Raw genomic sequence first — 23,707 nt, 5'->3', positions numbered from 1 at the left:
TTTGACGGGCGTCAATGCGCTGCCTTCGAGAACGCGGTCTAATTGCGAAGTCTGCTGGTCGGGCGGCACCAGGCCGCAGAGGAAGGATCGGAAGATCGGCTCTCTCACGTGTCGCCGGCCGCACGCCCACGTCCATTCAAAGGAGAAACCAGTCATGGCTGAGCCAGCAACCAAACTTCCCATCAAGCAAGACGAAAAGACAGCTCGTTCCCGTCCGGAGTCGTGGTTGCCTTTTGAAGGCCTTCGGGCCGAAATCGACCGCCTGTTCGACGACTTCACGCCGAGTTTCTGGCGGCTCCCCTTCGGGCCGGCTCAGGTTCAGCGGGCATCTCTCTTGCCGACTTGGGCAATCGCACCGGCCGTCGATCTCGTGGAAAAGGAGACAAGCTACGAGATCACCGCTGAGCTGCCAGGGATCGACGAGAAGGATATCGAGGTGAAGGTATCCAACGGAAACCTGACAATCCGCGGGGAAAAGCAGGAAGTTAAAGAAGAAAAAGACAAAGAGTACGTGCTGTCGGAGCGGCGTTACGGCTCATTCCAGCGCGCCTTCAGAATGCCTGAGGGCGTGAAGGCCGACGAGATTGCAGCGACCTTCTCGAAAGGCGTACTGACAATCACCCTGCCAAAGACCAAGGAGGCTCAACAGAACGATCGCAAGATCCAGGTGAACGCCGCCTAGCGCTCGAGCGCCCCGCTCCGCAATGAGCTCAAGCACTCTGCGGAGCGCTGCGCGTAGAAAGTAGAAAAGGGAGGAAATCATGTCATTCAAGACAATTCTGAACGTGCTCGGCGAGCATGAAAGCGCCGAAGATTTGGAGACGGCGATGAAACTCGGCGGCGAGGTGAGCGCTCATCTCAGCGCCCTTCTCGTTGCTATGGCGCCCGTGCCTACCGGGCGCTACCAGACGCTATCGCCGAGCTGGCTGGAAGTGCGCGAGCGCAACCTGCAGCAACTTTCCGAGCGCATTGTCAAGATCCGCGAGCGCCTCGCAACGGCCGAGTTGTCGTTTGATGTCGACAGCATATATGCGGAAGTCGCAGGCCCCGCCTACGACATCGGCGAAAGAGCCGTCTACGCGGATCTGGTCGTGGCCGGCCCGGGGGTCTTCGCGAACGACGACTTGAAGTCGCAGGTAGTCAGCGGTGGGCTTTTCCAAGCGGGACGGCCCGTCTTGTTCGTCCCTCGTGACGCGAACGCAACATTGAGACCGAAGACGATACTGCTGGCGTGGGATTCGCGCCCGAGCGCAGCGCATGCCGCAAGGGAAGCGCTCGAAATGATGAAGCTGGCTCAGTCCGTTCACGTCACAATGGTCGACCCGGTTGCCGCGTCGAGAGTGAGCGGCGACGAGCCGGGAGCCGATATCGCGACTTATCTCGCGCGCCACGGCGTCAACGTCTCGGTCGAGACCCTGCCGAGCGCGGGCCGCTTCGTGACCGACACCCTGCAGCGGCATGCACTGGACATCAACGCCGATATGATTGTCATGGGTGCCTACGGGCATTCCAAACTGCTGGAGCTCATCCTCGGAGGTGTCACGAAATCCATGCTCAAGGAGGCGAAATTACCGATTTTGATGGCGCATTGAACGGATGAATATCCCAGACGTTCCTAGGCAGAAAGGGCACAGTCATGAAGCCGAGAATTCCGCACGATTGCTGGGTTTTCGCATGCGACGGGGGCCGCGCCCTTGTCATACGCAATGCGGGGGATGCCGAACGCCTCAACTTTATTACGATGGATTCCATCGTAAACTTTGAACCACCGACGCGAATGATGGGAAGCGATCGCGAGGGCAGGGTTCATCAGTCGGCCGGCAGCGCACGAAGCAAGGTTGAGCAGACCGACTGGCACGAACAGGCCGAAGAACGATTTGTCGCCAACATTGCAGGCAAACTATCGGCTCTCGCACGCGACGAGGACATCAAGAATCTCGTGCTTGTTGCGCCCCCGCGCGTACTTGGCCAGCTGCGCAGGCAGCTCGACCCCCGTGCGCGGTCCGTGGTTACTGCGGAACTGGCAAAAGATCTGGTCAAATTCGAAGTCGCGGACATCGAAAGATACTTCTCTAATTAAGGCGTGGACGGCGTTAGCGTGACGTCTGGCGCCCGTAATCACAGAGCGGCACAAGGGATGGTTCAGATCATCCTTTTGGAGGGCCAGGTGCTCAAACTGCCACTACTGCATGTCTCCTTAAATCGACCTCGATTTAAGGGCGAAGACATGCAGAAAATCAAAGTCCTACAGCGACCTTTGCGCGTCTGAAAAGACGCGCGGCGCTGTAGGCGCAATGTTCCGGCAAAGGGGCAAATGGGTGGTTTTCATCGCTAAGAACGGCCACGCCCGATCAAAAAACAGTCCTTGTGGGGCAGCGCAACAGCCTGGAAGTGGAGATCCGCGACGGGATGGTTTCGGGTGAGAGGGTCATTCTTTATTCAAGTGACCGCATCGCGGAAGGGGTCGCAGTCGTCGAGCGATAGACAGCAATTGTGTGCCTATAGCGCCGTGCGTTCATGTGAATGCACAAAGGATGCCCTAGCACTTTGATTCTAGAGCATCTTTCTGCTTTCAAGCGATACCACTTGAAAGCAGAATGCTCTAGCGCGAGCGGCGCACGCGACCGCCCGGCCGAAAGCGCCCATCAGCGTTGCGAAGCATCAGCAGTTCCCCGATGGTTTCGTAATTCATGAGGCCGACAACTCGTTGGTTGTGATCTACTACAGGCACAGCCGACGTGCTTGCTTCCTGCATGAGCCTCACGCTCGCGTCGATCGGAGACTGACCATCCACCGTGGGGATGTCGCGACGCATCACCGTGATCACGGGCGCGCCAGCACCCCTTTCTCTCATCGCCTGGACTATGCCTTCGCGCGTCATCAGTCCTTCGAACCGGCCCGCCTCGTTCAAGACGGGAAACTCGCTCTGGCTCGTCGCAAGCAGGAGCTCTACGGCCTCGCCGACACAGGCCCGGGGCCCGAGCGTCGCAAAGTCGGTAATCATCACGTCAGAGACGCTCGTGCCGGCGGAGATTGCCTGAAGTTCGCTGCCTTGCGCTTCTGTCTCCGCCGCGAGATAGACGAAGATGGCAATCAGGATAAGCAATGGGTTGAAGAAGACACCAAAAATTCCCATTGCCAAGGCAATGGCTTGCCCGGTGTGAGCCGCAAGCGTGGTGGCGCGCGTCCATGACAAACGCCAGGCTAGAATTGCCCTGAGGACGCGCCCGCCATCCATCGGGAAGGCGGGGATCATGTTGAATACGACCAGAAAGATATTGACGCCCGCGAGCCGCGCCAGGAAATCGACGCGGGGGTCCTGCGGCGACAGCAGTTGTTCCCAGCCCAGTGCGCCTCCGACGACTATGATGACGAGACCAGCAATCACGACATTGACCAGCGGTCCCGCAATGGCAATCACAAATTCTTCGAGCGGCTTGGTTGGGTTGCGCTCTAACCGCGCAAGGCCCCCAATCGGCAAGAGAGTGATGTCCGGTGTCTTGATGCCAAAGTGGCGAGCAGCGGCAATATGCCCGAACTCATGAAGCACCACACAGAGAAAAACACTGATGACGAAGGCAACTCCCTCCCAGGCAGCCGGCGGGCCCCCGATCCGGTAGTGCATGACCCAGATCCAAACGAGCAGCAGGGCGAATGTTACGTGCACGCGGATTTCGGTCCCCGCGACGGAGCCAAGTTTGAAGGACCATTGCATGACGTTCTCTCGTTCTAATAATCCGTGAACTGACCCCGAGCATAGCAAAGAAAAGAGATGCGCCTAATCAGCCTCGATTCGATAGGCTGTACCTGCGCGCAAGATATCGAGCGAAATCTTACCATCAGACGCGTCCAACAGGTCTTGAATTTGCGCCGCCGAGATGGCCGGCTCGCCATTGATCGAGGTCAGATAGTCACCCGTCCGGAGGCCAGCGGCGTATGCAATGCTGTCGGATGGTACCTCCAGAAAAATCGGTCCGTTTGGCGTGCACGCGCGCGAACGTGATGAAACAGGCAAGCCAAGGGTCACCGCTTCCAAAGCGCGATGGACCGGAGCGCTTTGCACGCTACCGGGATCGGCAAGCGTCAACTCCAATCTCTGCACCCTTCCACCGCGCCGGATGTCCAGGATGACGCGGGCATCGGGCGCCAGCAGGCTGACTGCATTCTTGAAAGCGGCCTCGGTCGAGACCGCGTGGCCGTTGAGTGCTGTCACGGCATCGCCAAGCTTCACCCCTTGCCTCTCGGCCGCCGAATTGCAGACCAGCCGGTCAACGACCAGATTTTGCGTCGCGCCCACATCTGCCTGCGAAAGAGTGACTGAAACACCAAGCCATCCGCGCCGGACCTCGCCGTCCTTAACAAGAGCGCGAACGATTTTGGACGCGAACTCGGATGGAATGACAAAACCAATACCCTGGGCGCCTTCATTCGGTGGCGGCACCCCGCGTATCACGCCCAGGAGCTCGCCTGTTGCGTTGACAAGCGCCCCACCAGAGTTTCCGGGGTTGAGGGCTGCATCAGTCTGAATATAGTCCTCGTACTCATCGATACCGAGACCGGACCGCCCCAGACCACTTACGATCCCAAAAGTTGCGGTCTGTTCCAAGCCGAGCGGACTGCCGATGGCAGCCACAAAATCGCCAACCTTCAGACCGGATGAACGCCCCCAGTCAAGGGCAACCAGGCCCGGTGCACCAATCTTGATCACAGCAAGATCAGTTGGCGCATCACTGCCCACAACTTCGGCCTGCAAAACACGGCCATCCTTTAGCGTCACCACGATGTCGTCGGCATCGGCGATCACATGACTGTTTGTGACGATGTAACCGTGCTCGCTGTCGATGATCACGCCGGAGCCCGTGACGGTAGCACCGCTTTGCACGATAAGAACACCATCCGGGAGGCCCAGGATCTTTCGCACGTTCGCATCGTCCAGCAGTTCGTTCGTCAGTATGCGGTTGGCGGTGCTGCTGATACCGACAACCGCAGATCTAACTCGCGCTAAGGTGCCAGAGAAATCGGCGTCAAATCCACTTGCTGGAGTCGACGAAGCGGCGAACGCGCAGATCGCTACGGCAAGTATGAACCTCCGGAAATTCTGCATATCCTGCACTCCTGGCAAGGATATTAGGATCTCACCTGTGTGCACCCGCGCATTGACGCGCATCAAGGAAAAACCAGGATGTCAGAACGATAGTACCCGGATTTCCGCTGCGGCCAGACGACGATAGAGCCGGCGCCTTCGCATGATCGGCCACCAGTCGTAGAGAAATATCTCGAGCGCCCGCCAATTTGCGACCCAACCGAAGATGACGAGGCTTTCGCTGGTGACACGCGACAACGCACCCTCACCTGACAGGTTGGTCACAAGCTGACTTGCGATCAAACTGAATGCGAGGATCGGAATACCGATGAACAATGCTTGCCGTCCCTCCCTCAGAAGTTGACGCAGCTCGCGACTGGCTTGCTTGCAGCGGCTTTCGAAATTGTAGCGCATCGCGTCCTGAACGACACGTGTGACCGCCATGTCGGCTTCCCCTGGAGGCAACTGTACGACGATTGCAATTACTCGATCTTTAGGAGCTTCCTCAGCCCATTCGACAATGAAGCGCTCGGCGTCCTCGTCCAGATCCCGCTCATGGAAAGGTGTAGGATCAAGCGAATTGAAGAGCCGAGCCAACTGATCGATGCGGATCAGTATCGTATGGCGCTCGCCGGTTGATGATGTCTCGTCCAACGTGCCTGCTCCAGGTTGAATCGCTTCGTCGCTGGCCTGTGCGGCGGCTCAAGCGTCCGCATTCAGTGCCCGCCGCACGCGGCGAATGACCACGCCTCGTGCTTTGTCGTCGGCTGCCTTGGCCAGTTCCGCTTGCAAGTCGAGTACCAGTGATTGCAAGTCGTTGTTCCAGTCCATCCGCCCTGCGCGAAGTGGATCGATACGTGGTGGGGAGACGCCTTCGGATACTTCGACCGCTCCCTTCACGTCTAAACGGAACGCTGCGTCCAAACGCGGACGAACCACCTTGTCCTCCGGCAGGAATGTCTGAAGCCGTTGCCTCAACCCATCCAGAGCCGCATCTTCACCGTGCACCAAGAATACGCCGGCACCGATTGGCTCGCGGGACCGCACCCATTCTGCAAGCTCTCTGCCATCGGCATGCCCGCTATAGATGTCCAGCTTCCTGATGCGTGCGCGCACGCGAATGTCCTCGCCTTGAATGCGCACCACCGAGGCCCCGTCTGCAAGAATTCGTCCCAAGGTGCCGGCGGCTTGGTAACCGACAAGGAGCACCGTACCCTCGTCCCGCCAGAGCCAATTCTTCAAGCGATGCCTTATACGACCAGCCTCGCACATTCCGCTGGCGGCAATGACAATGTGAAATCCCTTGGTGAAATCGATCGCTTTCGATTGCTCGGGCGTCTCGGTAAAGCGCACGTGCTTGGCTTGCAGGGCCTTGACGAGCAGGTCACCATTCTCGAGTTCCTTGGCGTGCCTGCGAAAGATCTCGCTCGCGCGGGTCGCCAAAGGCGAGTCGATGATAATCGGACAAGTCGCGATTCTACCGGTGTCCATCAGGTGGACAAGATCAGTGAGGAGTTCCTGCGTTCGCTCCACCGCAAAGGACGGAATGATCAAAGCGCCCGCAGGATGGGTGGCTTCCGTCACTTCCGAGCGCAAAATGCGCCGCCTGGTTTCGTCGCTGGCGTCTTCCCGCTCGACATCGCCGTAGGTGCTTTCGCATACGACATAATCCCAGCCCGTCGGTGCGGCCGCGTCATATTGAAGAAGTTTGTGATGTGGGCCGATATCACCCGAAAAAAGTACCCTGAGGGGAGTGGGGGACGTGCCGAGCTCGACTTCTACCGAAGCGGAACCGAGCAGGTGGCCCGCATTCCAGAACCGAAAGCGCACCCCGTCGGCCGCTCTCTCCCACACACCAAGGCGCACCTGCCTGAATAGCGTGACCGCCACCGCTGCGTCTCGGGCAGTGTATATCGGCGTCACGGTGCCGCGTCCGCGCCTGAGGTTGCGGCGATTGAGTTGGTCGACCTCACTCTCCTGGATATGGGCAGAGTCCGGCAGCATCACGGAACACAGGTCAGTCGTCGCGGGCGTCGCGAAGATCGGCCCCTCGTAGCCAAGTTTGACGAGCTTCGGGAGCAGACCGGAGTGGTCGATATGGGCATGTGTCAGGATCACTGCGTCGATGCTGTCAACATCGAAGGGGAACGGGCGATAGTTAAGTTCCTTCTCCGTCTTGGACCCTTGGAACAGCCCACAGTCAACCAGAATTCTCGTCGCCCCCAGCTCAATCAGTTGGCATGAGCCGGTAACTGTGCCTGCGGCGCCGTGAAATCGAATGAGGGGTTGAGTGACCATCTGCACAAACTCCATTTCTTATCGTCGGGCAGGCATTCCCGGGGGACCGCGTCATTTCGAGTATAACCTGGGCGCTCGCGGAAGGGCCGGACCGCCGCGCTCAACCGGCAAGCGTGGCCACGAGAAGCGCCTTGATTGCCGGCATGCGATTTTCGGCCTGATCGAACACGATTGAGGATTTGGACTCAAAGACGCCATCACACACCTCCATGCACTCGACGCCGAAGCGCTTGGCGATGCGCGCCCGGACCTCATCTTCCCGCCAGTGCCAGGCGGGTAGGCTGTGCATCAGCTTCGTGTGCGGGTTGTAAGTTGCTTCCATTACGTTCTCTCTGACCGCAAAAGGTGCAAGGTGCCTCACCCGCTCCGCCCAACGGACGTCTCCCTCGGCAAACCAGGGAGCCGTGTAAATAAAGTCAGCGCCGAGAATGCCGGTACCGACATGCTCCAGCACGGTTATCTGCCCGCCATTGTCCCTTGCCGTCGACGTCACACGTTCGACGAAGGGGATCTCCGGCCAGAAATTTTGCGGCGATACGATGCGAAGGTCGATGCCAAGCCTTGACGCGGCCACTGCCAGTGATCTTGCGACGTTGCTGCGTCCATCCCCAAGGAAGGCCACGATCATTTCGTCGAGAGGCTTGTCGCTGCATTGCTGCATTGTCACAAGGTCGGCCAAAGCCTGCGTAGGGTGTGACTCGTCCGTCATCCCATTGTAAACAGGCACACAACTCCATTTGGCGAGCTCTTCCGCAGTGGCTTGGGAATGCCCGATATATCCAATTGCGTCGTACAGTCGGCCGAGGAAACGAGCCGTGTCCCTGACCGACTCCCGATATCGCGTGTGACCGGTTGACGGTCCAATCAACGTAACATTCGCACCTTGGTCGTGGGCCGCGACTTCAAAGGCGGCATGCGCGTGGATCGAATCTCGCTCGCACAGAAGCGCGACATTCCTGGTACTCAACTGCTTGACCTCGGTCCCGGCCCGCTTCTTTTCCTTGAGGTCAGCGACGAGCCGAAGCAAGTAGTGGATTTCCTCGGCAGTCAGATCATCGAGGGTGAGCACGCTGCGACCGCGCAGATCGATCGACATGACGCATTCTCCTTATCGAGGCGCTCTTTGAGACAAATAAAGGGCAGATATCAGTTGGCGGCATTGACGCGCGTCAATGACGGCTTCCCGGCTGACGGGAAAAGTAGTCTCGTGGTGAGCATTGCCACCATCCTGGAGAAGAGCCTGCGATCGCACGGCGCTAAGTTCCGGGTTCGGCAGGTTCGTTCAATCCGATCCATTCATCGGGAAGGATATCATGGCTTCCGCCTATGCCGTCGCCCCAATCAAAGCAGCACAGGTCGAACGGGCCTACTGCCTTATAGGCGCCCTGGGCTACGGCATCGACCGTGCTGCATGGCGGCAGACCTGTGCAGCGGCTCTCGTACGAAAGTATCCCTCTCCCTATGTGGAGGAGATTGCAGTTGCCGAGAATTCACTCGGTTACGTCAAGGGCATAGCCATCCTGCGTGTGAGGCATCGCGAATGTCTGGGCCGATACCTCTCCGTTCCGGTCTTTGTCATAGCCAGCGCCGGCGACGCGCGTGGCGTCTGCGGCGCCCTGCTCGGATATTTGAGGGTAACGGCGCTCGATAGACATTGCGGCGCCATTCATATCGCAAGTCTTACGCCGGACCGATGGCCGGTTGCCAACGGAACGTCTGATGGGGAGGCCGACGGGATAGTTATCCCGCTGCGCTGAAATCTGCGCGACCGGGTGATCGAGACGAAAGCCTAAGCGTCCTGCTTCACCGTCCGTGCGCTGAAGACATAGCCCACTCCGCGGACGGATTTGATCAGCTCCGGACGGCGCGGGTCCCTTTCGACCTTGCGGCGCAATCTCGCGATCTGGGCGTCGATCACGCGGTCGTAGGCCTCCAGTGATCTGCCGCGGGTCAGGTCCATCAATACGTCTCGTTTGAGGACACGGCCGGCATGTCTCACAAGAGTGCAGAGCATATCGAACTCGGCCGTCGTCAAGGCGATTTCGCGGCCGTCCTTAGATGTCAACCGACGACAAGCGACGTCGAGACGCAACCCTTCGAAACAAAAGGTCTCGCTCGTTTGCACTTCCGGAGCCACCGCGGCAAGAGGACGCCGACGGCGAAGCGCACCCCTCACCCGTGCGAGGACTTCGCGAAGGTGAAAGGGCTTCGTGATATAGTCATCGGCGCCGATTTCAAGGCCAACCACACGATCAACCACATCGTCCCGGCCGGTCAGCATGATAATGGGAATGTCGGAATGGGCACGAAGTTCGCGGGCCAGCGACAGCCCGTCTTCTCCCGGAAGACCCAGATCGAGCAAAACGATATCCACATGGGTTTTCTCGAGCCTGCTGCGCATTTCCCGACCATCGCCAGCGAGGCTTACCCGGTAGCCTTCCCCTTCGAAATAGCGTGACAACATCTGCCTTATACGTGGATCATCATCCACGACAAGCACGAGGTCCGGCTCGTTTCGAGCGTTCGCCATAACCTGCCCCGAAGCGCTGTTACATTCCGTCACACTATAGCACCAATTGTTGCAGGCGCGTCGATACCGGTTCACGCACAGATGTTGAAATCCTCTCTACCCAGCGTCAGATGGAGGATGTGCGATGACCCTTCAATCAGTTGCTATGCAGGACGGTCTCGGAACACTGGGATGTTCCCTCGCTCCACCGGATCTATCATCCGTCTTCAGTCTTCAACCCGTCATCGAGGCTGCGCCAGGCCAAGCGCTTTTCTGGCAAGGTGACGATGCCAAATATGTGTTTCAGGTTGAAGGCGGCATGCTGCGCGCATTGCGCCTGCTTGCCGATGGCCGCAGGGTCATCGTGGGGTTTCTGCATCCCGGTGATCTCTTGGGCGTCTCTCTCAAGGACCGTTACCTCTACACGGTCGAAGCGATAACTGAAGTCAGGCTGCGTCGATATCCTCGTCGTCGTTTTGAAGACGAGGTGGCGCTCCAGCCGCACCTTCGACAACAGCTCTTTTCCAAGCTTTGCGACGAAATGACTGCAGCCCAGGACCAGGCGGTGTTGTTGTCACGCCGCAGTGCCGACGAGAAGGTTGCGAATTTTCTGCTTCTTATGGCGAACGACAGAGACGCCGAACCAAGTGCCTTCGTCGATCTTCCAATGACCCGGCTTGATATTGCCGACTATTTGAATATGACCATCGAGACGGTATCTCGCACCATAACGAAATTCGCGAGCAAGGGTATCATCGTTGCTCCCGACCGGCGCTCGATCATAATCTTGAAAAGGCATATGCTTCAATCGATCGCGGATGGCGACGGTTGCGATTTTCGTTCGGCTCCGATGTCCAACGGGGGAAGACGAGCCGGTTTCGCCTGAGAACGTGGCGGTGATGATGACACAAACGAGGGTCGGGACAATCGTTGGTCTCCTCAAGGACGCGAACCTGATCGTGCATGAGACCAGCGGAAGGATCAGTCACTGGAGCAAAGGCTGCGAGCGACTTTACGGTTGGCCACGGGCTGAAGCGCAAGGTGAAGTCGTTCACCATCTGCTTGCCACCACATTTCCCGAACCAGTCAAAGATATCCATCAGCATATTGAACGACACGGGTCATGGTCCGGCGAACTCGCGCAAAAACGCAAGGATGGAAGCAAGGTCTTCGTTTCAAGCCTCTGGGTCGGTCTTCTAAATGGTGAAAGCGATCTTATCGTACAGCTTGACAGCGATATCACCAATTTGAAACACGCCCAGGTCGACCTCGTTTCAAGAGAATCCCATCTTAGGTCTATCCTCGACACCGTGCCGGAAGCAATGGTGGTGATTGACGAGATGGGGCTCATCACCTCTTTCAGCGCGGCGGCGGAACGGCTCTTCGGCTTTGCGGAGAATGAGGTCCGCGGGTCGAACGTGAAGATTCTGATGCCGTCTCCTGACCGCGAGGCGCATGATCGCTATCTCGCAAATTACCTGCGCACGGGGGAGCGGCGGATCATTGGAATAGGGCGAGTTGTGACTGGCAGGCGCAAGGACGGCACAACCTTCCCCATGGAACTGTCCGTCGGAGAAGCCCGATCCGCCGAAGGTCGGATCTTTACCGGCTTCATTCGGGATCTGACCAGCCGTCAACGCATTGATGAGGAACTGCGACAGGCACAGAAGATGGAGGCCGTCGGGCAACTCACCGGTGGGCTGGCGCACGACTTCAACAATCTGCTGACTGTCATCATCGGCAACCTCGAAATGATCGAGGCTCGCCTCGAGGATCAGAACCTCAGGCATCTTCTGCAAGAGGCACAGGCCGCAGCGGATGACGGCGCAAAGCTCACGGCGCAACTGCTTGCCTTTGGCCGACGCCAGCCCCTTGCTCCGAAACTCGTAGACGTCGGCGGACTAATCGGCACCTTCGCGAACCTCCTGGGTCGAACGCTCGGCGAAACAGTGGAGTTGTCGACACTGGTTCGTGGCTCCGACAACGTCGTTCTGGTTGATGTCGCACAGTTTCAGAACGCGCTTTTGAACCTCGCATTGAATGCGCGCGATGCGATGCGGGCGGGCGGGCGGCTCACGATCGAGGTCTCGAAGGCAAACCTGGACCAGGATTATGCCCTCATGTATCCGGATGTGCGAATGGGGCGCTATGTCCTCGTCACCGTCAGCGATACCGGTGTCGGTATGTCCGACGATGTCAGACGCCGCGCGTTTGAGCCCTTTTTTACGACCAAGCCCACTGGAGCGGGAAGCGGGCTCGGTCTCAGCATGGTCTATGGCTTCGTCAAGCAGTCCGGCGGCCATGTACAGCTCTATAGCGAACCGGACCGCGGCACGAGCGTACGGCTCTTCCTGCCGGCGGCGAAGGAAAAATTACAGACCGACGAGACAGGCGAGCCGAAGGATCCTGCACCCGAGCCCGTACCACAAGGACGCGAGACCATTCTCGTCGTCGAAGACGACGCCCGCGTCCGCCGCATTGTGGTCGCGCGGCTCTTGGACGCCGGCTATGGGGTTGTCGAGGCCGAGACTGGCACTGAAGCCCTTCGGCTTCTCGCCGACCACCCGGAGGTTTCTCTTGTGTTCACCGACATGGTCATGCCTGGCGGGATGACCGGTAACGAGCTCGCGCAGCACGTTCACAGACTCCGCCCTGGAATGAAGATACTCGTAACGTCGGGCTATGCAGCCCCGAGCCTCACCGAAGAAAAGCTTCCCGAAGGCGCTTCGTGGCTGCTGAAACCCTATACGACGAGAAAACTCGCAAAGCGCCTGCGCGAACTGCTCGATTGACGCGGTCGCCTTGATCGCGCGCCGGCCCCCCGCTGAACTGCGGTGCATCGAGTGCATGCCAAACACAGTCCGGGTATCTCCGATAGGCGGAGATTGGAGATCGCCACCATGACGATTCGCAACCTTCACCATGCCATCAACCCTTCATCGCTCGTCATCATCGGAGCCTCGAAACGGCCCGGCTCGCTGGGGCGTGTTGTCATGAACAACGTGCTGGAGGGCGGGTTCCCGGGTCAAATTTGGCCCGTCAATCCCAAATATGAAAAGATCGCGGGACTTCGTTGTTTTGCTCGTGTTGCGGACATTCCCGGCGTTCCCGACCTCGCTATCATCGTCACGCCGCCAAGGACGGTGCCCGAGCTCGTGCATGCGCTCGGGCTACACGGCACCCGAACAGCAGTGGTGATCACCGCCGGGCTTGGCGAGGACAGTGGCCTCAAGCAGGCCATGCTGGATGCAGCAAAGCCCTTCCTCCTTCGCATTATTGGTCCCAACACCGTCGGCATGATCATTCCGCCTGCACGGCTCAATGCGAGCTTCGCTCACTTGCTTCCTTCGCCCGGCGACATTGCGTTGCTGTCGCAATCAGGGGCGATCGCGACAGCGTTGATCGACTGGGCCGTCGAGAACAATGTCGGCTTCTCCAAAGTCATCTCTCTGGGTGACATGACCGATGTGGACGCCGGCGACTTCATCGACCTCCTCGCGACCGATCCAGGAACCCGGGCGATCGTTCTTTATCTCGAAGCAATTCCCAATCCTCGCAAGTTCCTTTCGGCCGCACGCGCCGCGGCACGTCTAAAGCCAATTGTTGCCATCAAATCCGGCCGACATCCCGAGGCGGCTAAAGCGGCAGCAACTCATACAGGTGCGCTATGTGGAGGCGATCGAGTTACCGACGCAGCCTTTAGGCGGGCGGGAATCTTGCGGATTTATGATCTGGGCGACTTGTTCGATGCAGCAGAAACGATAGGACGCTTTGCGCCGCTCGGCAGAAGCCGCGTTTCGATTATTACGAATGGCGGAGGAGCGGGCGTACTCGCTGTCGACCGGCTCATGGATCTCGGGTGCGAACTCGCCGAATTTTCCGATCAGACAATCCAGGCTCTTGATCGGCTCCTGCCTGCGACCTGGTCACGTGCCAACCCCATCGATATCATCGGCGACGCATCCCCCGAGCGCTACAGGGCGGCAGTCGAGGTGGTTGCTCAGGCGCCAGAGACAGACCTCCTCATCATCATGAATTGCCCCACGGGTCTGGCTTCCCCTGTCGATGCCGCCCGCGCTGTTGCCGGGCTCAGCCAGTCCGGTGTGATTTCGACCAAACCAACCCTCACGTGTTGGCTGGGAGGGCACACGGCCCGCGACGGGCGCCGCGTCCTGCAGGAGGCCGGACTGGCAAGCTTCGATACGCCCGCCGACGCCGCGCTCGCGGCTTCTTGTCTGCGCAATTGGTCAAGAGCTCACCAAACGTTGTTGCGCGTCCCGGAGAACCCGGTCGAAGGTATCTCCTACGACCGGAAAGCGGTTCAGGCGATCTTCCGCCAGGTCGCTACCGAAAAGCGTCAATGGTTGACCGAGCTCGAAGCAAAAGCAGCCATCGCAGCCTATGGAATTCCCGTACCGCAGACAATTCTTGCGAAGTCCTTTGACGAAGTGGAGGCGGTCGCGACCGACATGCTGCGCGAAGCACCAGCGATCGCCGTCAAGCTCGTGTCCAGCACGATCACCCATAAGTCGGATGTCGGGGGCGTGGCTCTCGACATCACCTCGCCCTTGGACGCGCGGCGGGCCGCAGAGCGCATTTCTGCACAGCTGAAGTCGAAAAGATCCGCAGCCGTCATCGATGGGTTCGCTGTTCAGCCGATGATCAAACGCGAACATGGTCGAGAGCTGATCCTCGGCATCGACCGCGATCCCGTGTTCGGTCCCTTCATCCTGTTCGGATCTGGAGGGGTCGCGGTCGAGATCCTTGCCGACAGCGCGATCGAGTTACCGCCCCTCGATGAGGATCTCGCAGGCGATCTGATCGAGCGCACGCGCATAGGCAAGCTTCTCGCTGGCTTCCGTGACGAGCCGCCGGCAAACCGGTCGGCAATTCGAAGGGCACTGCTCGCCATTTCACAAATGATAATCGACCTTCCCTGCATCGTTTCGATGGACATCAATCCGCTCCTTGCCGATGCGCAAGGCGTTATTGCACTCGATGCCAGGATCGGGTTCGATCCCAAATCGGTCGAATGTCCAGCCCCCAACCCAGCCCTCGCGATCCGCCCCTATCCGCGCGACTGGCAGAAGAACGTCGTCTTGAAAGGAAGAACCTACCGCATTCGCCCGATCAAGCCGACGGACGCCGCTCTCTACCCTGCCTTCCTGGAGAGGACCTCTAGCGACGACATTCGAATGCGCTTCCTGGCGGCGAGCAAGAGCATCTCGGACCAGATGCTCATCAGGCTCACGCAGATAGACTACGAGCGTGAGCTGGCGTTCGTCGCGCTGGATTTCGGCACTGGAGAGCTCGCAGGGATCGCTCGGTTTTCCGCCGATCCCGACCACGAGTGCGCCGAATACGGCTTGCTGGTGCGGACCGACTTGCAAGGGCTCGGAATCGGCTGGGCGCTGTTTTCGCAGTTAAAAGACTACGCGACGGCCGACGGCCTGAAGCGGATGGAGGGGATTGTTCTGGCGGAAAACACCAAGATGCTGAAACTGTGCCGGGAGTTCGGCTGCTCCATCGCCGATCATCCCTTCGATACTCGCTTGAGAATTGCGACGCTTCTGCTGAGCTCCTGAGGATGATCTTTGATTGCCATCAATGCCGTTTGCGAGACCGTGCGTAGATTGGCTGATAGCCCAAACATTAATTCGGGAGATGGAGCAATGACGTATAAGACCGTCCTATTGGTTGCCGATGCCGAAAACTATGACATCGATCTGAGAACCGCGGCAGATCTTTGCGTGGCCGGGAACGCGCACCTGTCCGTTTTTCTTGTAAAGCTTGCCGCCCCTGTACCCCTCGGTGACTACGCGGCGATGTCGGTCGCGTGGCTGGACATGCGCGCCGGCGATACCGAGAAACTCGGCGACGCCGTTATGAATTCCCGCGCAACCCTGGAAGCGCTTGGCGTCTCCTTTGATGTCTATGGGGGCTACCCTGAGGAAGCGTGGGCGGAGGATGAGATTGGAGAACGGGCACGTTACGCTGACGTGACGTTGATCGGGACAAGCCTTAAGGCGAGTTCGCGGCTGCGCTCGCACGCCATTGAGGGTGCGCTCTTTCGTTCAGCCCGGCCGGTCCTTCTATCTGGCAACCGACAATCGGTGACGCTGGCACCGAAAAAGATCCTGCTTGCATGGAATTCCACCATCGAAGCCGCGAGAGCCGCACGCGAGGCGCTTGAGATGATGAAGAGTGCCGGCAGCGTCAACGTTGTGCTGGTCGATCCCAAGGCGTTGCCTGCAAAGAACGGGGAAGAGCCGGGGGCAGATATTGCGACCTACCTCGCCAGGCACGGCATTGAAGTCACCGTGGACAGGCTCCCTAGTGCCGGGCGCCCGGTCAATGAGGTGCTCCTGCAGCATGCGCTCGACACCGCGGCCGATCTCATCGTCATGGGCGCCTATGGCCATTCACGCGTTCGCGAACGCATGTTCGGAGGGGTGACCAAGGCCATGATCGAAGCCCCGAACGTGCCGGTGCTAATGATACATTGAGCCACAGCAACAAAAGGATGAGGTGCGCCGTTTTCGAGCGGCGCACCTCTCTAGGTTCAAGCCTCAGCACGAATAGACGTCCGCCCGGTCATTTCGAGCACATCGATACTGAAGAAAAGGTGCGGGTAATGGCCGGATATTTCTTGCGGAGCCGGCTTCAGCCCACCGGGTTCCCACCAATTTGCTCTCTTTTCGAGAAGTGACCAGGCGTGCAGGTACTCCCGGTGCCACTGCCCGGTCGGGGCAAGTTCCTGATAGCGCCCGTAGATCACGACGCTTTTCCACTCGCTTCCTGAGACTGCATCTATCTGCAGGCAGACGTTGGGATTCTTGCGCATCCAGTCGATCTTCTGACCGGGCATGGAAAATGCGTAGAGGCAATTTCCGGCGTAGGCATATGTGATCGGAACAACGTAGGGCTTGTCATCCAGGCAACAGGCAAGGCGTGCCACATGGCCTTCCTGAACGACACAGCTGCAGTCGTGACGCGAGAGCTCCTTGACGATCATGATCCACCTCCTTGGACCAAACACTTCGAAATTAAGTCCTCAAGCGCCGCGGCGCTTTGACGCCCCTCAAAGACCGATGCCCGACGATGAAGCATACTTTTGGCGCAAACTGCACGAGGAGACCTTTGGAGGTGACCGCCATGAGCGACATCGATTTAAGACAGGATATTCTCGACGAACTCGAGTTCGAGCCCAGCCTCGACGCCGCGAACATCGGCGTGACGGTTGAGAAAGGGATCGTGACTTTGACCGGTCATGTCCATAGCTTTGCCGAAAAGCACGCCGCCGAGCAGGTCGCTCAACGGGTCAAGGGCGTACGCGCGATCGCAACGGAAATCACCGTACGGTTGCCGGCGCACAAAAAAGCCGCCGATGATGAAATCGCAAGCCGCGTCTTAAAAATTCTCGACTGGGGTGCGGCTATTTCCGAACCGAACGACATTCAGGTCAAGGTCGAGCAAGGGTTTGTTACGCTCGTCGGCTCCGTTGATTGGTATTTCCAACGCTCCGCGGCTGAATATTCGGTACGGCAACTTTCCGGCGTCACAGGAATAGACAATCAGCTAAGGATCCGACCCCGGATGGATGTCGTCGACATCCGCCACGGCATCAAGCAAGCCTTGCGCCGGAATGCAGAAATCGAGGCCGAGGACATCGAGGTCGAAGTTTCTGGCAGCCACGTGACCTTGCGCGGGAAAGTCCAAAGCCCGCGTGAGCGTATCACGGCCGAGCAGGCTGCCTGGTCCGCAAAAGGGGTGAGCGGGGTCACCGACTATCTGACAGTTTCGGACAAATAAGCACCCTTCATGCTTCGCCACGAGGACCCATGATGACCGACACACTGCTCGACAGCCTCGCTAGAAATAAGGAGGAAGATAGCGCCTATACCGGGCTGACAAACGAGGAAGCCGGCAGGCGGCATTGGCGTGGCGCAAACTCGAGCAGCCGAAAGCCAGCGTTGTCACAGCAAGAGCTGGTTGAACTGGAAGCAGAACACCGTAATCTCATGTCGGTCGTCGACGAGAACCGGAGCACGAAGCCGAATACACGATCGGATGGATTCGGATCACGGTGGGCCGTGCCTTGTTCACGAGTGATTTCCTGGTCGCCGCTGAACCCGTCGGTTCGCCGAAGAGTACAATTTGACCCAAGCTTGGCCGTCGCGGCCCTGCTTTCAGTCGATGTGAAGATAACAGACGATCCTTTATGCTCACGTGGGGACGAAGCGAACAGGCGTCCTCGGCGGCCATCGCTTCCGGATCCTTAACCAGCTCTCGGCAGAGCGGGTGGGTGCATCGTAGCTGCTACCACGACGCACCAAAGCGGCAGCCGATGCCTTTAAAACCGACGTCCACGCGTATGCCGGCTCGGTCGAACCCAAATACGTCCAATCGGCTTCAGTCGAACATGCAAGGCCAGTTCGCCGGCGCGGAAAGGCCGGGCGGCAGCTTCGTGGAGGCGTCGCCGCAAGCTATGTCGATTTGGTTCTGCCGCAAACCGGTTGCCCGTGACAAATCAATTCCCTCAATTCGCGTCAGGAAGAGAATAGCACGGTCGAATGCGGTCGATCCCGCGAACGATGTGCTGGTGAAGTCGACCCGAGACAAGTTTGCGAGCGAAAATCGAACGCTTTCCAGTCTCGCGCCAGTGAACCTGGCTCGGCCAAGCTCTGCTTTCTCGAAGTTGACATCGATCAGCCGCGCGAGGCTGAAATCAGCGCGCTGCAATTCGGCGCTGGTAAATGAGGTGCGCTCAGCTGAAAAGCGAACGAAGCTCGCACGGTGGCCCTCCACGCGCGAAAAGTTTGCTGATTTAGCGATGGCCCCGGCGAGCGTAGCGCGCACGAGCTTCGCCTTCTCAAGATTGGCTGTGCTTAAGTTAGCATCACGAAGATCGGTCAAGCTAAAGTTAGTGCCCGATAGGTTTGCGCCCTCCAGATCGGCCCCCCCGAGCATGAGGTGGCTCTTATTACAGCCGCTCCAGTTCAGACCAGGCGTCGGCCAGCTTTTGCAGTGCGAGGCCTGTGCAAAGTCCCAAGAGACAAGAGCCAGCATCCCCAGTGCGAGCATCAATGTGAGCGACATTGGCGTCAAGCCTTGGCGCGTTCTGGAGATGCGCGCCATGGTCATTCCGACGCCACGGGTGGACGCGGCCTCGATCTCAAAGTCATTGTGTCGCATCACGATCCCAATCCGATGACTCTTGCCACATCCGGCGCCCTTGAATCGCCAGCATAATCCAGCACCAATTTAGCGGGTTATGTTACCGAGCTTCGGTCGCGTAGACATTGACGCGCATCAATGGGAACCGATCAGTCATGCGTGCCAGAACCGCCTCCCCGGTCGACGGCTGCTGGGTGGACCGTCGCCTTGTCACCAATTGGGATTATGACCGCTTTTTCCACGACATAAGGCACGTGATGCCTGGCCGAACTGCCGGCGAATCCCGCGGACTATCCGGGGCCTTGCCGGACATGCTTGCGCCCGCGTCGTCGGTTTTTAATGAAACCGCTGCACCCGGTCGATTTGAACATTCCATATAACTGGTGGGAATACGTACCGGGAGCGGACTGGCGTCATCCGCGTGGGCCGGCGAGGGATCGGCCGCTTGCGCCGCTGTGGATGCCGCCGTCAGTCCCGCGCCGATGGTGGTCACAGCCGTCGCGGTCGCTAGAGCCTTCGGCGCGTCGCGGCGACCCATGCTGACGCTTGGTTTTTCTCCCGCGTCGTCGGTGTCTTTGCCTGATGCGCTCAACGCAACCTCCCTGGTCTATCCGAACGACCTGATGCTATTCGCCGGTGGCACGACAGGCGTCGAATTGGGCCTGGAGTTCGTGTGGAGCAAGCGAACTCGGTGCGCCGATAATGACGATGCGGGTCCGCGGCGACCTCGCGCTCCATTCACCTTGAATTGCGATATCGGTGCGCTTGCCGACAACCTGCAGCACCGCACGATGGTGGGGGTCGTCGCTGCTGTGAACCACGCCCTTGGCCCGGTAGACACTGGCGGGAAGCTTGCGGGCGACCTGAAGAAAGGCGTCGAGCGAAAGCGACTGATCCGTCTCGTAGCTCCACGTGCTGAACGTGCACGAATGGTCATGATGATGCTCGTGCCTGCAGTTGGGGTAATGGCACGTCGAAGCGTGATCCATCTCTCAATGGCAATCCTGTGTTATCAAGCAGCTAGGTTCTTCCCTCAAAATTTGCCTTAATCGCCGCCGGTGAGGCCGATGTTTACCCCCAACTTTCACCAACGATGATATGGGACAGTGCCGCTGGTCAGGCTTTGATCGAAGCTACCGGTGGAGTGGTGCTTCGCCGGGACGGTTCTCTGCTCGTCTATTCGGACAATCTTATAAATCAGGGCTTTGTTGCCGCACGGACGCGATCTCTTGCAGAAAAAGGCACTGGCCGTCCATCGATGCCCGGCGATCTTGTTGGAAGCGATCCTTCGCTGCGTAAGGAAAATCATGGTCGGTGAGCCAGTGGCCGTTCTCGAACCGGTGCCCGTAGCGGAAACCGGCCGAGGGTGAAAGCGAGGTAGACATCATGTCAACTGCAAGAGTTGCGCACAACAGGAGGGTTCTCGTGTGCGACGGAGCCAAGGCCATTATCCTATGCAATGTGGGTGATGCAGAACTACTCAATCTCGTTCCGGTCGAGATCTTGTCGGGACATCACCCGCCCGACGCGGGATCTTGGAACGGGGTTGGTGCGTCGGCCTCGTAACCCAGTTCGATTGTCGGGCTACCACTCACAAGATGCCGCGGGAGACCTCAAGTCGGTGGCAAATTCCTGTTCTTACCGTGCGAGTTGGCAGCAGGATCACTCTGTCAAATGCGTTAGCAATACTTGCAATGACTTCATGGGCGCGGCTTCACCCGCGCGGGACCGACGGGCCGAGTTGGCAGATCTGCCAAAGGAGTTTTTGTAACACCGCCGTCTGCAATAGTGAGCACGCTGTCGTAGAACTCTTCGCCGCTTGCGGATTTCGGAGGTGTGGCGTCGTGCATTACGGTGATCACCGTGGCGCCGCGACAATGATCTCGGATGGCCTGGTGAAACGCGACCGTCGCCTCGCAGTCGAGGGCGCTGGTCGGCTCATCCATAAATAGGAACCCAGGCCGCAACAGAAGGATGCGTGCCAGGACGAGTCTTTGCTTCTGACCGCCAGAAAGAAGCTGATCCCAACTCTGATGGTCGCGCCCCTCCTCGGCGAGGTCGCTGACGAAACTCGCAAGGCCGGCCGCATTTAGCGCCGCTGCGGCTTGCGCCTCCGAATGAGCTTCAGCAGCATCGGGTAAGCACATCAGTGCCTTCAACGATAATTGCGGCAGGTGAATTTCCTGCGCGGCATAGAGTGTTCGCACGTTCCGCGGCATCACGATCGTGCCGCGCCCATGCGGCCAGAGGCCGTTGATGGCTTTGAGCAAGGACGACTTGCCACTGCCCGATTCACCAACGAGAAGAGTCCATTCGCCGGACTTGAAGTGAAGATCTCCTGCGGTGACGAAAGGTTGATCATCGCCGGGATGCATGAGTTCAAGATGCTGGATCGTCAAGCCGAACTGTGCGTCCTGCTCTTCGTAATGCAACTCGGAGTGGCCGGTGCGAGCATGGAACTCGCGCGGCTGCTGTGCATCTTCGATTGCTTTTGCAAGGTCGGTGATGCGGGTTGCGTTTGCCTTGAGTCTCGCTATGTCCGGCATGACGTGTATGAACCACGAGCAATCGTTGATGATTGCGTTGGCCAGCTCGGCGCCGGTAACGTAGGCCTGTAAGCTGATCCTGTTTTCGACGTACGGGAGCAGTCCGGGCGCGTAGGCGACAATGCGCGAGCCGAAGAAGTTGTAGACAAGCTCGAAGCCCATATAGATCGCGGTTAAGATGTTGAGGTTCGCCCAGGTGCGGTTGACGTCGACATAGCGGCGCCGGTGGAGACTTTTTTGCGCCTCCTCCCCTTTGGCGGCAGCGACGTGGAAGCTCCGATGGAGAAGCGTCGCCAGTTCGCGGCGGTAGCTGCCCTCCGCCGATTGCATGCTGACGTCCAGCCTTTGCTGGATCTCTCCAAGCTTCGCCGCTAGCAGAGTGCTGATGGGAACGTAGGCGATAACGGCAGCAACGGTCAGACAGGCGCTGCCGTAACTGCCGAGGAACTCCAATCCGCTGACCTCCGTCGAGGTCTCGATGATCTTGCCGCCGACAAACAACAGCGACAAGGCCACGCCGGCGACACCCATGGCGAGGCCGATGGCGCCGCCGGTCATTCCTTTGATGGATTCCTGGATGCGCTGATCGATGTTGTCCGGTACGGCAATCTTCGTAGGGACGGCCTCCGCCGCGCCCTGCTGCAGGTGAAAATGCGTGTGGTTGCTATCGAGCAGCGCCTCGTTGAATCGTCGATCTAGCCACGCGCGCCAGTTGCGATGCAGGGTCGTAGAGAAGAAATGGCGGAAAGCTGTGAAACCGACTTCCCTGACGACGACGATCGTTGCCAGGCTCGCCGCGCTCTCCAGAATGGTCTTGAGCGTCGTCGGGTTTTCGGGATGGTGAAGAAAGGCGATCGCGCTCACAAGTTCGCCTGACGCTTCGGCGAACCAGACGCTGGCCATCGCCGACAGGGCGGTCAGCACGACAATGATCGCCGCCAGCCCCCAAGCCTCCTGCCGCCGCTCGGAACGCCAATAGGCAAACATCAGTCCCCAAAAGCTGCGCATTGAGGAGACAGAGGTTGAATGCGGCTGCTCGTCCAAATTGTGGCTCGACCAAAGCAACGCGTCCTCCCGAGCTCATGGTCTATCCATCATGAGCCACTATTTTTCAAACGACTGTATTGTGTATCACGCGGGTTGACGCAGAAATTGATGCGGCTCAATCGGAAGCGATAGTAAATTGGATGAATTGGCCTTCCTTGCCTGACAAGATCTTCCACTACTGTCACCGCCAGGTGGCCAACGTGCATGGAACGGTCGCGCGCTTTCAGCTTGGAATCCAGTTGATGCGTGCCGAGTGCTGGCAAGAAACCGCGGATGTGGAAGCTGAGTGCAAAAGCCCCACACTGCCGGAGGGGCCTGCGGCCGCTTCGCGGTCTCTCGGCCGAGGACACCATTCGCCGCCTTGATATCCCTCAATGACCGAGGCCGGAAGATCGGGGAGACGATGAACGACGACATCCGTCTACGTCAGGACATTCTGGACGAACTTGAATACGAGCCGAGCCCAGATGCCGCGAATATCGGTGTCATTGCCGAGGATGGCATCGTGACCTTAACGGATCATGTGCTCAGCTATTCGGAAAAACAAGCCGCGGTCCAGTCCAAAGGATAAGGGGTGTACGCGCCATTGCGGACGATATCGAGGTACGGCTGCCGGGACACTAGAAGACTGCCGACGACGAGATCGCGAGCCGCATCCTGAGCGAGCATCCATCACAGAGCCGAACGATATCCAGGTCAAGGTGCGGAGAGGCCTGGTGACTTTGACCGGCATGGTCGACCGTCATTTCCAGCGCTCGGCGGCAGAGAAGGCGGTGAGGGAGCTCTCCGGGGTGACGGGCATAGTCAACCAGCTCAAACTCCGCCCCCCTCGCGTGGATGTTTCTGAGATCAGGCGCGGCATAGAAGAGGCGTTCAAACGCAATGCTGAGATCAAGGCCGTGAACTGCCCCCACTTTCAATCGGACACTCAGCATTAGCAGGAAGGCTCAAGCACAGACTTGAGGATAGGCTTATGTCTAACGAGTTTCGACAGGTTGACCTGATGATCGGTGACGTCCGGAGGCGACGCTGGACAACGGAACGCAA

The 23,707-nt window shown here is 58.7% G+C and carries 20 protein-coding genes and 1 pseudogene; 12 read left to right on the top strand and 9 right to left on the bottom strand.

The features are described from left to right. The first annotated feature begins 154 nt into the window (after positions 1–154). The 3 genes from BHMPCIPO_RS00615 (at position 155) to BHMPCIPO_RS00605 (ending at position 2,080) form a co-directional block, all read left to right on the top strand. Complete coding sequence (locus BHMPCIPO_RS00615; protein WP_173514969.1) at positions 155–682, top strand: Hsp20/alpha crystallin family protein; 528 nt, start codon at positions 155–157, stop codon at positions 680–682. A 79-nt stretch (positions 683–761) separates the two neighbouring features. Then, positions 762–1,592, top strand: coding sequence for a universal stress protein (locus BHMPCIPO_RS00610; protein ID WP_173514968.1), 831 nt, complete (start codon positions 762–764; stop codon positions 1,590–1,592). 44 nt (positions 1,593–1,636) lie between these two features. Further along, the gene (locus BHMPCIPO_RS00605; RefSeq protein ID WP_173514967.1) at positions 1,637–2,080 is read left to right on the top strand and encodes a baeRF12 domain-containing protein; all 444 of its coding nucleotides are present in this window, start codon (positions 1,637–1,639) and stop codon (positions 2,078–2,080) included. Between the two features lie 522 nt (positions 2,081–2,602). On the opposite strand, the gene BHMPCIPO_RS00600 is transcribed toward BHMPCIPO_RS00605, so the two are convergent. The 5 genes from BHMPCIPO_RS00600 to argF form a co-directional block, all read right to left on the bottom strand. Further along, positions 2,603–3,715, bottom strand: a complete 1,113-nt coding sequence (locus tag BHMPCIPO_RS00600; RefSeq protein WP_173514966.1) for a site-2 protease family protein — start codon at positions 3,713–3,715, stop codon at positions 2,603–2,605. 63 nt (positions 3,716–3,778) lie between these two features. Beyond that, positions 3,779–5,104, bottom strand: coding sequence for a trypsin-like peptidase domain-containing protein (locus BHMPCIPO_RS00595; RefSeq protein ID WP_173514965.1), 1,326 nt, complete (start codon positions 5,102–5,104; stop codon positions 3,779–3,781). Between the two features lie 81 nt (positions 5,105–5,185). Then, positions 5,186–5,737, bottom strand: coding sequence for a hypothetical protein (locus tag BHMPCIPO_RS00590; RefSeq protein ID WP_173514964.1), 552 nt, complete (start codon positions 5,735–5,737; stop codon positions 5,186–5,188). Between the two features lie 48 nt (positions 5,738–5,785). Then, entirely contained in the window at positions 5,786–7,381 is a 1,596-nt protein-coding gene (locus BHMPCIPO_RS00585; RefSeq protein ID WP_173518039.1) for an MBL fold metallo-hydrolase, read from the bottom strand. A 100-nt stretch (positions 7,382–7,481) separates the two neighbouring features. Then, positions 7,482–8,477 (bottom strand): ornithine carbamoyltransferase, encoded by a 996-nt coding sequence (argF, locus tag BHMPCIPO_RS00580; protein ID WP_173514963.1) that lies wholly within the window; start codon positions 8,475–8,477, stop codon positions 7,482–7,484. A 217-nt stretch (positions 8,478–8,694) separates the two neighbouring features. On the opposite strand from argF, the gene BHMPCIPO_RS00575 reads away from it, so the two are divergent. Further along, entirely contained in the window at positions 8,695–9,138 is a 444-nt protein-coding gene (locus BHMPCIPO_RS00575; RefSeq protein ID WP_173514962.1) for a hypothetical protein, read from the top strand. Between the two features lie 32 nt (positions 9,139–9,170). Here the strand turns inward: BHMPCIPO_RS00575 and BHMPCIPO_RS00570 are convergent, their stop codons facing one another. Continuing rightward, complete coding sequence (locus tag BHMPCIPO_RS00570; protein ID WP_173514961.1) at positions 9,171–9,911, bottom strand: response regulator; 741 nt, start codon at positions 9,909–9,911, stop codon at positions 9,171–9,173. A gap of 124 nt (positions 9,912–10,035) precedes the next feature. On the opposite strand from BHMPCIPO_RS00570, the gene BHMPCIPO_RS00565 reads away from it, so the two are divergent. The 4 genes from BHMPCIPO_RS00565 (at position 10,036) to BHMPCIPO_RS00550 (ending at position 16,396) form a co-directional block, all read left to right on the top strand. Further along, positions 10,036–10,776 carry a helix-turn-helix domain-containing protein gene (locus BHMPCIPO_RS00565; protein ID WP_173514960.1) on the top strand — a complete coding sequence of 247 codons (741 nt, stop codon included), beginning with the start codon at positions 10,036–10,038 and terminating at the stop codon, positions 10,774–10,776. Positions 10,777–10,789: 13 nt separating this feature from the next. Continuing rightward, complete coding sequence (locus BHMPCIPO_RS00560; RefSeq protein WP_173514959.1) at positions 10,790–12,682, top strand: hybrid sensor histidine kinase/response regulator; 1,893 nt, start codon at positions 10,790–10,792, stop codon at positions 12,680–12,682. A gap of 108 nt (positions 12,683–12,790) precedes the next feature. Continuing rightward, positions 12,791–15,475 carry a bifunctional acetate--CoA ligase family protein/GNAT family N-acetyltransferase gene (locus BHMPCIPO_RS00555; protein ID WP_173514958.1) on the top strand — a complete coding sequence of 895 codons (2,685 nt, stop codon included), beginning with the start codon at positions 12,791–12,793 and terminating at the stop codon, positions 15,473–15,475. Positions 15,476–15,562: 87 nt separating this feature from the next. Then, the gene (locus BHMPCIPO_RS00550) at positions 15,563–16,396 is read left to right on the top strand and encodes a universal stress protein (protein ID WP_173514957.1); all 834 of its coding nucleotides are present in this window, start codon (positions 15,563–15,565) and stop codon (positions 16,394–16,396) included. 56 nt (positions 16,397–16,452) lie between these two features. On the opposite strand, the gene BHMPCIPO_RS00545 is transcribed toward BHMPCIPO_RS00550, so the two are convergent. Next, on the bottom strand, positions 16,453–16,905 hold the full coding sequence (locus BHMPCIPO_RS00545) for a pyridoxamine 5'-phosphate oxidase family protein (RefSeq protein ID WP_173514956.1): 453 nt from the start codon (positions 16,903–16,905) through the stop codon (positions 16,453–16,455). A 140-nt stretch (positions 16,906–17,045) separates the two neighbouring features. Between BHMPCIPO_RS00545 and BHMPCIPO_RS00540 the strand changes: the two genes are divergently transcribed. Continuing rightward, complete coding sequence (locus tag BHMPCIPO_RS00540; protein ID WP_173514955.1) at positions 17,046–17,702, top strand: BON domain-containing protein; 657 nt, start codon at positions 17,046–17,048, stop codon at positions 17,700–17,702. Positions 17,703–18,302: 600 nt separating this feature from the next. Here the strand turns inward: BHMPCIPO_RS00540 and BHMPCIPO_RS00535 are convergent. Further along, the gene (locus tag BHMPCIPO_RS00535) at positions 18,303–19,028 is read right to left on the bottom strand and encodes a pentapeptide repeat-containing protein (protein ID WP_376741645.1); all 726 of its coding nucleotides are present in this window, start codon (positions 19,026–19,028) and stop codon (positions 18,303–18,305) included. A gap of 575 nt (positions 19,029–19,603) precedes the next feature. On the opposite strand from BHMPCIPO_RS00535, the gene BHMPCIPO_RS33985 reads away from it, so the two are divergent. Together BHMPCIPO_RS33985 and BHMPCIPO_RS00525 are read left to right on the top strand one after the other, a co-directional pair. After that, positions 19,604–20,116, top strand: a complete 513-nt coding sequence (locus BHMPCIPO_RS33985) for a hypothetical protein (protein WP_432704735.1) — start codon at positions 19,604–19,606, stop codon at positions 20,114–20,116. Between the two features lie 44 nt (positions 20,117–20,160). Next, on the top strand, positions 20,161–20,385 hold the full coding sequence (locus BHMPCIPO_RS00525) for an inositol monophosphatase family protein (RefSeq protein ID WP_246304227.1): 225 nt from the start codon (positions 20,161–20,163) through the stop codon (positions 20,383–20,385). A 382-nt stretch (positions 20,386–20,767) separates the two neighbouring features. Here the strand turns inward: BHMPCIPO_RS00525 and BHMPCIPO_RS00520 are convergent, their stop codons facing one another. Further along, the gene (locus BHMPCIPO_RS00520; protein ID WP_246304226.1) at positions 20,768–22,600 is read right to left on the bottom strand and encodes an ABC transporter ATP-binding protein/permease; all 1,833 of its coding nucleotides are present in this window, start codon (positions 22,598–22,600) and stop codon (positions 20,768–20,770) included. A 463-nt stretch (positions 22,601–23,063) separates the two neighbouring features. On the opposite strand from BHMPCIPO_RS00520, the pseudogene BHMPCIPO_RS33765 reads away from it, so the two are divergent. Beyond that, positions 23,064–23,565 (top strand): annotated as a pseudogene (locus BHMPCIPO_RS33765) (BON domain-containing protein); the annotation flags it as partial. Between the last annotated feature and the right edge of the window lie 142 nt (positions 23,566–23,707).

The sequence above is a fragment of the Ensifer sesbaniae genome (assembly GCF_013283665.1).
Classification (GTDB): domain Bacteria; phylum Pseudomonadota; class Alphaproteobacteria; order Rhizobiales; family Rhizobiaceae; genus Ensifer; species Ensifer sesbaniae.
Note: the sequence above shows the minus strand (reverse complement) of the source record. Positions and strands in the feature narration are given on the sequence as shown.